The following is a 13,833-nucleotide window of genomic DNA, read 5'->3' as shown; positions in this document are numbered from 1 at the left end:
TTATCTTTTGACAACATTCAATAAAACTATATATAATGTGCTGTTTAGCGACATTTTCGGGCGTTTTATTATACCGCACTTTCGCCCCAGTTTGTTTTTTAACAAGTTTTTCTTTTTTAAAAAAGGTAATCATCATGGCAAGTTATTCTACCAATGATTTTAAAGCAGGTCTAAAAGTTATGCTTGATGGCAACCCCTGCTCCATCATCGAAAACGAATATGTAAAACCAGGTAAAGGTCAAGCCTTTAACCGTGTAAAACTTCGCAATCTAAAAACTGGTAAAGTTCTAGAACAAACCTTTAAATCTGGCGATAACCTAGAAGGTGCGGATGTGCTTGATACCGAAATGAACTATCTGTACAATGATGGCGAGTTTTGGCATTTCATGCACCCAGAAACCTTTGAGCAAATGTCTGCTGATAAAAACGCCATGGGCGATGCAGCACAATGGCTAAAAGAAAACTCAAACGCACTTTGCACCATCACCCTTTTTAACGGCACACCATTGAGTGTTACCCCACCAAACTTCGTTGAACTACAAATCGTTGAGACAGACCCTGGTCTTCGTGGCGATACTTCTGGCGGTGGTGGTAAGCCTGCACGCCTAGAAACAGGTGCTGTCGTTCGTGTACCACTATTTGTACAGCAAGAAGAGATTGTCAAGGTTGATACTCGTACAGGTGAATACCTCTCTCGTGTATAATCCTAATAAAAAATCCCCAATTTTGGGGATTTTTTATTACCATATTCAAGCCAAAGCCTTATTTATTTAGCAATCATCGATAGACACTCAGATACCATCACCATACCCACCACGCTTGTTACCGCCACCGCTGAGCCATAACCACCACAGTTTAGACCACTTTCACACACTGTCGCCAATTTTAACTGCTCAGCAGAATAAACACACTTGATGCCAAATTTACCCTTTTTATTTTGACTGATATTTTTCTCTTTAAGGCGAACTCGCAGCTTAGCAAGTAGTGGGTCTTGACTCACATCTTTTAGGTCGGCAACCTGAATCTGAGTTGGGTCAATTTTACCGCCTGCACCACCTGAGACAACCAATCTTATTTTATTAAATCGGCAGTGCAAGGCGATGGCAAGTTTGGCACTCATGTCATCAACGCAATCAAGCACCACAATACGGCGACCCATCGCTAAGGCATCTTGCACCATCTCTTTGGTAGGCAGTATGGTCTTAATGTTGTCAGGCGTAACAAAATCATCAACCAAGTTTAGCACAAGGTTAGGATTGATTTGTTTTAGTCGGTATGCCATCGCCTCTATCTTTGACTCACCAAGCGTCGAAGCTAAGGCGGGTAATTGTCTATTGATATTGCTCTCAACAAGCACATCCAAATCCACCAAAGTAATCTCACCAACGCCCGTTCGAGCAAGACCTTCGGCCGCCCAAGAACCTACACCACCCACACCAATCACATAGACATGAGCCTGACAGAATTTCTCAAAATTTTGACCATACAGCGTACGAGTGCCAGTAAATCCGCGAGCACTCAACATCTCATCATTCATGATTTATAAATCCAATTTTGACGCAAAGCTTCGTTCGTATTTTGCCACAGTTGCCTTGCCAGTACTTCTTTATCCATCTTAAATAGGACTGCCAACTCGTCAAGCACATAGGTCAAATTGGCAGGTTCATTCAAAAATCCTTGGTGTTGGCAAGGCACTGGCATCATATCGGGGCAATCAGTCTCAATCACAAAAGGCGATGTTCCAAATTGGCGAAATAACATCATGACCACTCGGCGTAATTTTTTCGCATTGGGATTGGTGATTTGCCCTGTAATACCCAATTTAAATCCCATTTTTACAAAAGCAAGTGCTTCTTGCTCACCACCACTAAAGCTATGAGCAATACCACCTAGTGCCTTAGCAGAATATTTTTGTGCTTTTAGAATCTGCAATGCTCGCCCATGTGCCTTACGAATGTGTAAAATGATGGGCAGGTCATGACTTTGAGCAAGCTTAATTTGTTCAATAAAAAACCGCTCTTGTTTGGCAAATATCTCAGGTATCGCCAACGACTTATCAAAAGTATCCAACCCAATTTCCGAAATAGCAATATTTTGATGAGCAGATAAGTACGCATCAAGCATTGATAAATCTTCATCACAATGTTCAAAGATGTATAAAGGATGTAGTCCAAATGCCAAATGAGCTTGAACCAACTGCTGATTAGATACCAACTTATGCACTTTAAGCATCCGTTCAAAGTTTTTTGCCGTAAGACCAATAAGCAACAAATGACGCACACCAACATCGTAGGCTCTTTTGGTGAGCATATCTCGCGTCATATCATAATCAGACACATCAAAATGTGTATGGGTATCAATCAATTCAATGGTCATTTTTTAGGCTACTTCATCTTGGTAACAATAATAAAATGACAACAACGAAGTTTTAACCGTGTTGTTCTTTATGATTTTTTCTGCGCACATGGATTAACCGGTTGAAAAACTTGGCTGTCTAAAGATTTAGTCAATTCATTAAGTGGAGAAGTAGAGTGATATGGCACTAAGGCAGATGGTACCACACTCCGTGCTGCATTAATATGCCTGATGGAATCATCAAAAAAAATATGCGGAGCAAAAGTTTTTAGTACCCTAGTTTTACCAAGCCCACCCAAAAAGAATGCCACATCAACACTTACGCCCCATTCACGCAAAGTTTTAATCGCTCTCATATCCGCAGGGGCATTTCTAGCGGTAACCAAAGCAATACGAATTGGGTTGTGCACCGCATCTTCAGTCTCATTGGGCAATTTATTTTGCAATTTAGACAGCTTAATCAAAAAATCCGCATAAGGGCCTTTTTGCATGGGCAAATCCATTAACTCATCTTCATGATGATGGAATGCTTGCAGACCTTGTTGTTGAAATACCAACTCACCAGCTTCATCAAACAGCACCGCATCACCATCAAAAGCGATACGCACTTGCTCAGTATCTAACTCAGAGATATCAATAGGGGTTGCATCTAAAATCGCACAAGCACAAATTTTAGCATCAGCTACCTTTTGAGCATCCTCTTGATTGGTTGTTAAAAATAAATCCACATCAAAGTCTTTGATATAATCTGCCACCGATGCTCCTGATATAAAGGCAGAACGAGTAATACCCAAACCGTGCGTACGAATTGCATTTAACACTTGTATACCCATATCAGGCGTGGACTTAGAAACAATCACAACCTCTACAAAAGGCGATTCATCATGATAATCCTTTGATTGTTGATACTTATTGAGATTTAATAAGGCACGAATAAGTGGGTAGCCTGCACCATGTTGCAACGGCTCACTTTCCTGAGATTGCATATACTCACGAAAACGCTTAGCGGCAGTTTTTGCATTCTGTTGGGTTAATGTAAGCAATTTATCCTCAATGGCAGATAAATCAAATAATGCCGATGCTGAAATTGCCACAATCAAAGTCTGAGAAAAATCCACCGCCATCTAACCACCACCTAACAACCAATCTCAATCATGTCGCCTTGTTTTAAAGAAACCACGCCGTGAGCATTAATCACTACTTGAAAGCTGTTCTGCTTATTATCAGCAATATTACAATATTTAATATGTCCAAAATTACCACGGGGTTTACCTGTATCACCCATGAACTTCATGTAATCTCGACCTAGCGAAGCACGCATATCGATTATACCATATTTTAAAATTAATGGTTGGCTGCTAACAATATCGTCTTTTATGTCAAACTGGTTGTTATGATTGTTATCCAAAAATACCACAAGCCTCTGTTGAGCCACCTTGCTGCACTGATCTGATGTATTCATCGCACAAATAATCACATCCTTGTCTTGTACATAGCTTTCTATTTTTGCCACACGAATAGACTCATAAATATAGCGACGCACCGCATTAGATTCAAATCTTTGCGCCAATACTTCATAATAAGGATAGGCAAAAAATAATAAGATGGAAATGATGAATAGCACAATCATCATCTCAAACAACCCAAATCCTTCTTGATGCTTTTCAATCATGAAACCCAACCCCAAACATAAACCCCCCACATCTTCCAATGTGAGGGGTTTGAAATAAGATGCTGACGATGACCTACTCTCACATGGGCGAACCACACTACCATCGGCGCTAAGACATTTCACTTCTGAGTTCGGGAAGGGATCAGGTGGTTCCATCTTGCTATTGTCGTCAGCGTAAAAGGATTAACAACGCTGTATGAGTCTGTTTTTTTATTTTTATTCAAGATTGATTCAAGCTTGTTAGGTAAAATCTTTACACTTACTTATACAACACATGAAATGGTTTTAAACCACTTGGGTGTTGTATGGTCAAGCCAAACGAGCAATTAGTATTGGTTAGCTACACATGTCACCATGCTTCCACACCCAACCTATCAACGTCGTAGTCTACAACGGCTCTTTAGGGAAATCTTATCTTGAGGTGGGCTTCCCGCTTAGATGCTTTCAGCGGTTATCCCATCCGAACGTAGCTACCCGGCAATGCTTCTGGCGAAACAACCGGAACACCAGAGGTTCGTCCACTCTGGTCCTCTCGTACTAGGAGCAGATCCTCTCAAATTTCCAACGCCCACGGTAGATAGGGACCGAACTGTCTCACGACGTTCTAAACCCAGCTCGCGTACCTCTTTAAATGGCGAACAGCCATACCCTTGGGACCTGCTTCAGCCCCAGGATGAGATGAGCCGACATCGAGGTGCCAAACACCGCCGTCGATATGAACTCTTGGGCGGTATCAGCCTGTTATCCCCAGAGTACCTTTTATCCGTTGAGCGATGGCCCTTCCATACAGAACCACCGGATCACTAAGACCTACTTTCGTACCTGCTCGACTTGTGGGTCTCGCAGTTAAGCGCGCTTTTGCCTTTATACTCTTTGAACGATTTCCGACCGTTCTGAGCGCACCTTCGTACTCCTCCGTTACTCTTTAGGAGGAGACCGCCCCAGTCAAACTACCCACCATACATTGTCCTCGATACTGTTATATCTAAGTTAGAACCCCAACATAACCAGGGTGGTATTTCAAGGTTGGCTCCATGGCAACTGGCGTCACCACTTCAAAGCCTCCCACCTATCCTACACAAGTTAGGTCAAAGTTCAATGTAAAGCTGTAGTAAAGGTTCACGGGGTCTTTCCGTCTAGCCGCGGGTACACAGCATCTTCACTGCGATTTCGATTTCACTGAGTCTCTGCTGGAGACAGCGCTGCCATCATTATGCCATTCGTGCAGGTCGGAACTTACCCGACAAGGAATTTCGCTACCTTAGGACCGTTATAGTTACGGCCGCCGTTTACTGGGGCTTCGATCAAGAGCTTCGCTTACGCTAACCCCATCAATTAACCTTCCAGCACCGGGCAGGCATCACACCCTATACGTCCACTTTCGTGTTTGCAGAGTGCTGTGTTTTTAATAAACAGTTGCAGCAGCCTGGTATCTGCGACTGCCAACAGCTCAAAGAGCAAGTCTTATCACCATCGGCAGCGTACCTTCTCCCGAAGTTACGGTACCATTTTGCCTAGTTCCTTCAGCAGAGTTCTCTCAAGCGCCTTGGTATTCTCTACCTGACCACCTGTGTCGGTTTCGGGTACGATTTGTTTATGACTATCGCTTAGAAGCTTTTCCTGGAAGCATGGTATTTGCCACTTTGCCAGTAAACTGGCTTGCTATCAGATCTCAGTAATAGTCTAGCGGATTTGCCTACTAAACCTACCTACATCCTTCCACCTGGACAACCAACGCCAGGCTGACATAACCTTCTCCGTCCCTCCATCGCATCATAAACAAGTATTGGAATATTAACCAATTTCCCATCGACTACGCCTTTCGGCCTCGCCTTAGGGGTCGACTCACCCAGCCCCGATTAACGTTGGACTGGAACCCTTGGTCTTCCGGCGTGCGAGCTTTTCACTCGCATTGTCGTTACTCACGTCAGCATTCGCTCTTGTGATACCTCCAGCATACCTTACGATACACCTTCACAGGCTTACACAACGCTCCCCTACCACTTAATTGAAACAATTAAATCCGCAGCTTCGGCTCCTAGTTTGAGCCCCGTTACATCTTCCGCGCAGGCCGACTCGACTAGTGAGCTATTACGCTTTCTTTAAATGATGGCTGCTTCTAAGCCAACATCCTAGCTGTCTGTGCCTTCCCACATCGTTTCCCACTTAACTAGGAATTTGGGGCCTTAGCTGGCGGTCTGGGTTGTTTCCCTCTTGACGACGGACGTTAGCACCCGCCGTCTGTCTCCCGGATAGTACTCATCGGTATTCGGAGTTTGCATCGGTTTGGTAAGTCGGTGTGACCCCCTAGCCGAAACAGTGCTCTACCCCCAATGGTATTCGTCCGAGGCGCTACCTAAATAGCTTTCGGGGAGAACCAGCTATCACCGAGTTTGATTAGCCTTTCACCCCTATCCACAAGTCATCCCCTGGCTTTTCAACGACAGTGGGTTCGGTCCTCCGGTGCCTGTTACGGCACTTTCAACCTGCTCATGGATAGATCACTCGGTTTCGGGTCTATACCCTGCAACTAAGACGCCCTATTAAGACTCGGTTTCCCTACGGCTCCCCTAAACGGTTAACCTTGCTACAGAATATAAGTCGCTGACCCATTATACAAAAGGTACGCCGTCACGGAACAAGTCCGCTCCGACTGCTTGTATGCACACGGTTTCAGGTTCTATTTCACTCCCCTAACAGGGGTTCTTTTCGCCTTTCCCTCACGGTACTGGTTCACTATCGGTCAGTCAGGAGTATTTAGCCTTGGAGGATGGTCCCCCCATCTTCAGACAAGATTTCACGTGTCTCGCCCTACTTAATATGTCTCATAAACAGTTTCGCATACAGGACTATCACCTACTATGGTTGGCTTTCCCACGCCATTTTGCTACTGTAAATTTGATCGGCTCCTCCCCGTTCGCTCGCCGCTACTTGGGGAATCTCAATTGATGTCTTTTCCTCGGGGTACTGAGATGTTTCACTTCTCCCGGTTTGCCTTCTATCCAAAGAATAGAATACCTATCTTATGATAGGTGGGTTTCCCCATTCAGAAATCGCCGGGTCACAGGATATTGCCACCTCACCGACGCTTATCGCAGGCTATCACGTCTTTCATCGCCTCTGACTGCCAAGGCATCCACCATGTGCACTTCATTACTTGACCATACAACCCCAAGGGGTCTTATGGGTAATGTGTAACGATTTACCTATGTTTACGCTTGATTCAGTTCTCTTTACTTTATCCAATCACCTTCTATAAAAGAAGTGGAGTGTGATTGGAATGGTTAATTATTTGTTGGAATTAAATAATTAACCCAGACTCATATTTTCGTTGTTAAATAATGATATGAACTTCGTCAGTTCATAAAGTTAAAGCATAAATAAGAAATCTCTTATCAAATTGCTTATGTATGCTTTTGATGTTTAAATATGGTGGAGTTAAGGAGAGTCGAACTCCTGACCTCCTGCGTGCAAGGCAGGCGCTCTACCAACTGAGCTATAACCCCAATATGGTGGGTCTAATAAGACTTGAACTTATGACCCCCGCGTTATCAACACGGTGCTCTAACCAACTGAGCTATAGACCCGTTTTAAACATCTTACTAAAGAACAACTTGTTGTGAATTCTTGCTAATCAGATAATATCGTTAAGGAGGTGATCCAGCCGCAGGTTCCCCTACGGCTACCTTGTTACGACTTCACCCCAGTCATCGACCCCACCGTGGTGATCGCCCTCTTGCGTTAGGCTAACCACTTCTGGTGAGATCAACTCCCATGGTGTGACGGGCGGTGTGTACAAGGCCCGGGAACGTATTCACCGCAGCATTCTGATCTGCGATTACTAGCGATTCCGACTTCATGGAGTCGAGTTGCAGACTCCAATCCGGACTACGATAGGCTTTTTGAGATTGGCATCACATCGCTGTGTAGCAACCCTTTGTACCTACCATTGTAGCACGTGTGTAGCCCTGGTCGTAAGGGCCATGATGACTTGACGTCGTCCCCGCCTTCCTCCAGTTTGTCACTGGCAGTATCCTTAGAGTTCCCGACTTAAATCGCTGGTAACTAAGGAAAAGGGTTGCGCTCGTTGCGGGACTTAACCCAACATCTCACGACACGAGCTGACGACAGCCATGCAGCACCTGTATCAGAGTTCCCGAAGGCACTAAGCTATCTCTAGCGAATTCTCTGTATGTCAAGACCAGGTAAGGTTCTTCGCGTTGCATCGAATTAAACCACATGCTCCACCGCTTGTGCGGGCCCCCGTCAATTCATTTGAGTTTTAACCTTGCGGCCGTACTCCCCAGGCGGTCTACTTATTGCGTTAACTGCGTCACTAAGTCTTCAAGAGACCCAACGACTGGTAGACATCGTTTACGGCGTGGACTACCAGGGTATCTAATCCTGTTTGCTACCCACGCTTTCGAACCTCAGTGTCAGTATGATGCCAGGAAGCTGCCTTCGCCATCGGTATTCCTCCAGATCTCTACGCATTTCACCGCTACACCTGGAATTCTACTTCCCTCTCACCTACTCTAGCCACCCAGTATCAGATGCAGTTCCCAGGTTAAGCCCGGGGATTTCACATCTGACTTAAGCAGCCACCTACGCTCGCTTTACGCCCAGTAATTCCGATTAACGCTTGCACCCTCTGTATTACCGCGGCTGCTGGCACAGAGTTAGCCGGTGCTTATTCTGTGGGTAACGTCAGGGCTAGCTGGTATTAGCAACTAGCTTTTCCTCCCCACTTAAAGTGCTTTACAACCAAAAGGCCTTCTTCACACACGCGGCATGGCTGGATCAGGCTTTCGCCCATTGTCCAATATTCCCCACTGCTGCCTCCCGTAGGAGTCTGGGCCGTGTCTCAGTCCCAGTGTGGCTGATCATCCTCTCAGACCAGCTACAGATCGTCGCCTTGGTAGGCCTTTACCCCACCAACTAGCTAATCCGACTTAGGCTCATCTATTAGCGAGAGCTAAAAGCCCCCTTTCTCTCGTAAGACGTATGCGGTATTAGCGTAAGTTTCCCTACGTTATCCCCCACTAATAGGCAGATTCCTAAGCATTACTCACCCGTTCGCCACTAATCTTCTCTAGCAAGCTAGAGCGTCATCGTTCGACTTGCATGTGTTAAGCCTGCCGCCAGCGTTCAATCTGAGCCATGATCAAACTCTTCAGTTTAATCTTTCTAAGTAACCCATTAAGTGGGTCAATCTTGGCTCATTTATTACTAGCAAATTTGCTCATCGTGTAAATGAATTAACTTTGAGTATTTTTGCTTGATAAATGATAATTTTTGTATTATCTTGTATTAGCAAAAATCCACACAAGTTGTTCTTTAGTTTGGATTTTAAATAGTGTCATTCGTTGTCGTCCAGCGAATGAGTGCGTATTATACGCTGTTTTTATTTGGTGTCAAGCTTTTTTTAAAAATTTTTGAAATTTGTTTTTAATGACAATTTTCAGATTAAAAAGGCTTGATTTGGCTTGCTTTTATATTTGGTTTCAAACTTGTTTTTTGTTGATGTTTTGTAACCAACCATCGTTCGAATGAGTGCGTATTATACAGGGAAATCATCTAAGGTCAATAGGTATTTTTGAAAAAAGTTAATTAATTTTTTAGGTTGTTGATTTTGTTGGGGTTTTTTGTTGAAAAATCAGTATTCTTTTAACAAACCATTGATTCATCACGATGGACTGTTATCAAGTACTTCAATTTAAGAAGGAATTTTAAGCCACTTTGCTTAAGATTCCTTCTGATTTTTTGATGTTAGCTCTATATAATGCCATTAATATAATACTATAAAACTAATTTTGCCTGATTAAATTGACCAAATCTACAACATCTTCTTTTGTGGTATCAAAGCTACACATCAGACGCACTACTCCTTGAGTATCCCAATCATAAAAGGCATATTTTTGGCGTGCGTATTTAACAGCCTTTTCTGAGAGTTTGACAAATACGCCGTTTGATTGCACTTGGTAAATTGGATTGATATCAAGCTCCTTTAATTTATCCGCTAATAAAGTCGCCATATCATTAGCATGCTTAGCATTATGCAGATACAAATCATTGCTTAACAGCTCAATAAACTGAGCTGAGATAAAACGCATTTTAGATGCGGTCTGTAGCCCTACTTTTCTAAGAAATTTTAGCGACTGTGCTAACGATTCGTCAAAGGTGATAAGACACTCGCCCATCATCAGTCCGTTTTTTGTGCCACCAAACGATACCATATCCACGCCTGCTTCAAAAATCATCTCTTGAAAATCAACGCCCAAGTAAGCTGCTGCGTTTGACAACCTTGCTCCATCAACAAAAACTCTCATCTGATGCTCATGAGCCACCTGACAAATTGCACGAATTTCATCAACCGTATAACAAGTACCAAATTCGGTTGTCTGACTGATGTACACCACACTCGGCTGAGCTCTGTGCTCACTGCCGATATTATACATCTGCGTCCTTATCAACTCTGGGGTAAGCTTACCATCACTTGTTGGGATTGCTAAAAGCTTCAATCCACCCACAACCTGCGGAGCAGTACTTTCATCTTGATGAATGTGTGCTGACTCAGCACAAATAACCGCACCCCAACGCAGGTTAAGGGATTGCAGCTCTACTACATTTGCCCCTGTCCCATTAAATACTGGTAGAGCATGAGCTTTATCACCAAAATGCTGGCGGACAATCTGCTGTAAAGAATCGGTATATTCATCATAACCATACGCCAGCACATGTCCGATATTGGCAGCAGCCAGTGCTTGCATGACATTTGGGTGCACCCCTGAATAATTGTCCGATGCAAAATTTCTCATGAAAGTTCCTTATACTTCTGTTTCGTGTACTAATTTTCTTAAGAAGCAGTTGATTGGGGCAAGTTACTGTTAGATACGCTTTTGTTTGAACTTAGCATATATTACCGCTAATATAAATACCAGTGCCTGCAATAATACAATGGTAGCCCCTGTCGCTGAATCTAAGTGAAAACTAATGATGACACCAAAAAAACTTGTCAAACAAGAGCTTGCCACAGCCACAGCCAACATGGTATAAAAGCGTCTGCACAGCACAAAGGCGGTAACCCCTGGTGAAATAAGCATTGCCACCACCAAAATAACGCCCACCGCCTGCATGGCAACCACAATGGTGGCGGATAATAAGATAAGCAATCCATAGTGCAAGAACTTAGGCGATAATCCCGCCACTTTTGCATGATGTGAGTCAAATGAATACAGTAGTAAATCTTTGCTTTTTAATAGCACCACAAACAGCACTGCCCCACAGATGGCAAGGGTCTGCATAAGAACAGCCTTATCAATACCCAAAAGATTGCCGAACAAAATATGTTTTAAATGCTGGTCGGTGTCAATTCTGGTAAACATCACAAGACCTAATGCAAACATCCCTGCAAAAACAATCCCCATGAGCGTATCTTCCTTTATGCGAGTATTATTCTTTAAGAACCCCACTAAAGTCGCACAAAGCAATCCTGCCATAAACGCTCCGAGTAATATCGGCAATTCTAACCAAGCAACCACAACCACACCTGGAAATACAGCATGGCTGATGGCATCCCCCATAAGACTCCACCCTTTTAATACCACAAAGCAGGATAAAATGGCACACACCGCCCCCACTGCCAAAGCCGAGATGAGTGCGTGCTGCATAAAAGTATGGGTAAGCGGACTGGTTAATAAATCTAGCATTGGCATGATGTCATCAGGCTATACAATAAAATTGGTTAATTAGGTAAACTTTAGGCGTGTATCGCACTTTGTTGGGCTTTTTTTCTTTTTAGTCGCTCAGTAATGATACCAAACTTTGGCGAAAACAAAAAAGCCAAAATGAACGCCAAAGTCTGCAAACACACAATAATCCCACCTGTCGCCCCATCAAGATAATAACTCAAATACACACCCACGCCACCTGTCATCACCCCCAAAAACCCTGCAATCAACAGCATGGATGCAAAACGGTCGGTCAGTTGATAAGCGGTTGCTCCTGGCGTAATCACCATCGCAATGACCAAAATCGCCCCCACTGTCTGCAAGGCCGAAACCACACAAGCTGACAATAAAATAAAAAATAGCACCTGATAAACTTTTGGGGATAACCCCACCGACCTAGCATGAATCTCATCAAAAAAGACCACAAGCAAATCTTTCCAAAAAATGAGTAAAAAAACAAGTGCCATGCCCATGACAATGCCAACTTGTATCATATCCCCATCAGAAATACCCAAAATATTGCCAAAGATAATCTCTTGGACATTAACTGGGGTGGGGCTGATAGAGATGATGAACAGTCCTAAAGCAAAAAAAGCAGTAAATATAAAACCAATGACCGCATCTTCTTTAAGCTGAGTTAAAGACTTTACCCATAAAATTGATAAAGCCGCCAAAATGCCCGAAAAAAATGCTCCCACCGCAAAAGGCAACCCCAATGCGTACGCAATCGCCACACCAGGTACAACCGCATGAGACAAAGCATCACCAATAAGCGACCAGCCTTTGAGCATAAGATAAGCAGATAGCAATGCACACACCCCACCAACCAATGATGACAACGCCATTGCCTTAAGCATGTATTCATAAGCAAAAGGCTCAGTCAGTAAGGAGAATAATTCAATCACGATTCTCTCCTTGAGTCACTGATGATATGGTTGTGTTCGCCTTAGGGTTAAATAGTTGCACGCCGTCGTTTTTGGGTTTTTTGGGCAGGTTCATATTTACCTGACCAATACGGCTCGCCTGACTTGCTTGACTCATCTCACTGGCGGTGCAGTGGACACTCTCTGGCGTGCCTTGCTGAATACCATAAAACACCGCTGGGACTTCATCATCTGCCAAAATCGTTACTGAGCGATTATCGTCATCATCATGCAAATCCTTGCCAGATAAACGAATTTGCCTTAATACGCCACCAAAAACCTTTTCTAGATTTTCTTGGGTAAAAGTGTCTTTGGTTGCCCCTTCTGCCACAATGGAACGATTTATCATCACCACCTGATCACAAAACTCTGGAATCGTCCCTAAATTATGCGTTGAGATTAAAATCAGATGCCCTTCAGCTCGCAAATCATCTAGCAATGCCATGATTGCTTTTTCGGTTTTGACATCCACGCCTGTAAATGGTTCATCTAATAGGATAACCCGACTTTCTTGGGCGAGTGCTCTTGCTAAGAATACTCGTTTTTTTTGACCGCCAGACAACTCACTGATTTGGCGGTGTTTTAGATGGCTAATGTCCACTCTTACCATAGCGTCCGCCACTTTTTGCTTATCAATGCTTTTGGGCAATCGCAAAAAATTCATGTAGCCATAACGACCCATCATCACCACATCATAAACTGACACAGGAAACTGCCAGTCCACCTCCTCACTTTGAGGGACATAAGCGACCAAATTTCGTTTTAGGGCTTGGTGAATTGGCATACCGCAGAGCAAAATCTGCCCTGTCTGAGGTTTAATCAACCCCATAATGGATTTAAACAATGTGGACTTACCAGAACCATTAACGCCGACCAAAGCACAAGTCGTACCACCTATTAGGGTGAAGTTAACATCATCAAGAGCGTGATGCCCATTGGTATAACGGACATTTAACGCCTTAACATCAATACTGGCAACCAAACGAGAAATTTTTTCCATAAATCATTAAAAAACAGTTAATTTAACAAATATGGCAACAGGCATAACGGCGATTGTCATGTTTGTTAAATCAAAAAAGAATAATGACGATATTCTTTTATTTAAAAAAGCATCAAAAGACTGCAACTGGCAACTTTTCAAATATAAAAAACC

9 protein-coding genes, 2 tRNA genes and 3 rRNA genes are annotated in these 13,833 nt (G+C 43.5%); 1 reads left to right on the top strand and 13 read right to left on the bottom strand.

Annotated elements, in window-relative coordinates; genetic code table 11:
- Positions 1-134 precede the first annotated feature (134 nt).
- Positions 135-704 carry an elongation factor P gene (gene efp / locus L3D27_RS02130; RefSeq protein WP_284674033.1) on the top strand — a complete coding sequence of 190 codons (570 nt, stop codon included), beginning with the start codon at positions 135-137 and terminating at the stop codon, positions 702-704.
- A 62-nt stretch (positions 705-766) separates the two neighbouring features.
- Here efp and L3D27_RS02125 read toward each other — a convergent pair whose 3' ends face one another.
- The 13 genes from L3D27_RS02125 to L3D27_RS02065 form a co-directional block, all read right to left on the bottom strand.
- On the bottom strand, positions 767-1,537 hold the full coding sequence (locus tag L3D27_RS02125) for a tRNA threonylcarbamoyladenosine dehydratase (protein WP_284674032.1): 771 nt from the start codon (positions 1,535-1,537) through the stop codon (positions 767-769).
- Positions 1,534-2,376, bottom strand: coding sequence for a TatD family hydrolase (locus L3D27_RS02120; RefSeq protein ID WP_432481424.1), 843 nt, complete (start codon positions 2,374-2,376; stop codon positions 1,534-1,536). Before L3D27_RS02120 ends, L3D27_RS02125 begins: the two co-directional genes overlap by 4 nt.
- Before the next feature lie 68 nt (positions 2,377-2,444).
- Positions 2,445-3,479, bottom strand: a complete 1,035-nt coding sequence (locus L3D27_RS02115; RefSeq protein ID WP_284674030.1) for a 5'-nucleotidase — start codon at positions 3,477-3,479, stop codon at positions 2,445-2,447.
- Positions 3,480-3,490: 11 nt separating this feature from the next.
- The gene (locus L3D27_RS02110; RefSeq protein ID WP_284674029.1) at positions 3,491-4,027 is read right to left on the bottom strand and encodes a pilus assembly FimT family protein; all 537 of its coding nucleotides are present in this window, start codon (positions 4,025-4,027) and stop codon (positions 3,491-3,493) included.
- Between the two features lie 60 nt (positions 4,028-4,087).
- Positions 4,088-4,201: ribosomal RNA gene (gene rrf, locus L3D27_RS02105) — 5S ribosomal RNA — on the bottom strand.
- 131 nt (positions 4,202-4,332) lie between these two features.
- Positions 4,333-7,190: ribosomal RNA gene (locus L3D27_RS02100) — 23S ribosomal RNA — on the bottom strand.
- A 267-nt stretch (positions 7,191-7,457) separates the two neighbouring features.
- A tRNA-Ala gene (locus L3D27_RS02095) sits at positions 7,458-7,533 on the bottom strand.
- A gap of 4 nt (positions 7,534-7,537) precedes the next feature.
- Positions 7,538-7,614 (bottom strand) — tRNA-Ile (locus L3D27_RS02090).
- A gap of 61 nt (positions 7,615-7,675) precedes the next feature.
- Positions 7,676-9,207, bottom strand: a 16S ribosomal RNA gene (locus L3D27_RS02085).
- Together the 16S, 23S and 5S rRNA genes with 2 tRNA genes alongside form the textbook arrangement of a ribosomal RNA operon.
- A gap of 627 nt (positions 9,208-9,834) precedes the next feature.
- On the bottom strand, positions 9,835-10,845 hold the full coding sequence (locus tag L3D27_RS02080; RefSeq protein WP_432481423.1) for a threonine aldolase family protein: 1,011 nt from the start codon (positions 10,843-10,845) through the stop codon (positions 9,835-9,837).
- 69 nt (positions 10,846-10,914) lie between these two features.
- A complete protein-coding gene (locus L3D27_RS02075; protein ID WP_432481422.1) occupies positions 10,915-11,742 on the bottom strand; it encodes a metal ABC transporter permease in 828 nt (275 codons plus the stop codon).
- A gap of 44 nt (positions 11,743-11,786) precedes the next feature.
- Entirely contained in the window at positions 11,787-12,662 is an 876-nt protein-coding gene (locus L3D27_RS02070; protein WP_373627801.1) for a metal ABC transporter permease, read from the bottom strand.
- The gene (locus L3D27_RS02065) at positions 12,655-13,680 is read right to left on the bottom strand and encodes a metal ABC transporter ATP-binding protein (RefSeq protein WP_373627803.1); all 1,026 of its coding nucleotides are present in this window, start codon (positions 13,678-13,680) and stop codon (positions 12,655-12,657) included. Before L3D27_RS02065 ends, L3D27_RS02070 begins: the two co-directional genes overlap by 8 nt.
- Positions 13,681-13,833 lie beyond the last annotated feature (153 nt).

Origin of the sequence: Moraxella sp. ZY200743 (assembly GCF_050885545.1) — a bacterium.
Classification (GTDB): domain Bacteria; phylum Pseudomonadota; class Gammaproteobacteria; order Pseudomonadales; family Moraxellaceae; genus Moraxella; species Moraxella haemolytica.
This window is presented reverse-complemented; position numbering and strand designations above follow the sequence as displayed.

What these genes read in the sequence shown, in the direction of transcription:
- efp (WP_284674033.1), top strand. Translation starts at nt 135, where the DNA reads ATGGCAAGTTATTCTACCAATGATTTTAAAGCAGGTCTAAAAGTTATG.
- L3D27_RS02125 (WP_284674032.1), bottom strand. Translation starts at nt 1,537, where the DNA reads ATGAATGATGAGATGTTGAGTGCTCGCGGATTTACTGGCACTCGTACG.
- L3D27_RS02120 (WP_432481424.1), bottom strand. Translation starts at nt 2,376, where the DNA reads ATGACCATTGAATTGATTGATACCCATACACATTTTGATGTGTCTGAT.
- L3D27_RS02115 (WP_284674030.1), bottom strand. Translation starts at nt 3,479, where the DNA reads ATGGCGGTGGATTTTTCTCAGACTTTGATTGTGGCAATTTCAGCATCG.
- L3D27_RS02110 (WP_284674029.1), bottom strand. Translation starts at nt 4,027, where the DNA reads ATGATTGAAAAGCATCAAGAAGGATTTGGGTTGTTTGAGATGATGATT.
- L3D27_RS02080 (WP_432481423.1), bottom strand. Translation starts at nt 10,845, where the DNA reads ATGAGAAATTTTGCATCGGACAATTATTCAGGGGTGCACCCAAATGTC.
- L3D27_RS02075 (WP_432481422.1), bottom strand. Translation starts at nt 11,742, where the DNA reads ATGCCAATGCTAGATTTATTAACCAGTCCGCTTACCCATACTTTTATG.
- L3D27_RS02065 (WP_373627803.1), bottom strand. Translation starts at nt 13,680, where the DNA reads ATGGAAAAAATTTCTCGTTTGGTTGCCAGTATTGATGTTAAGGCGTTA.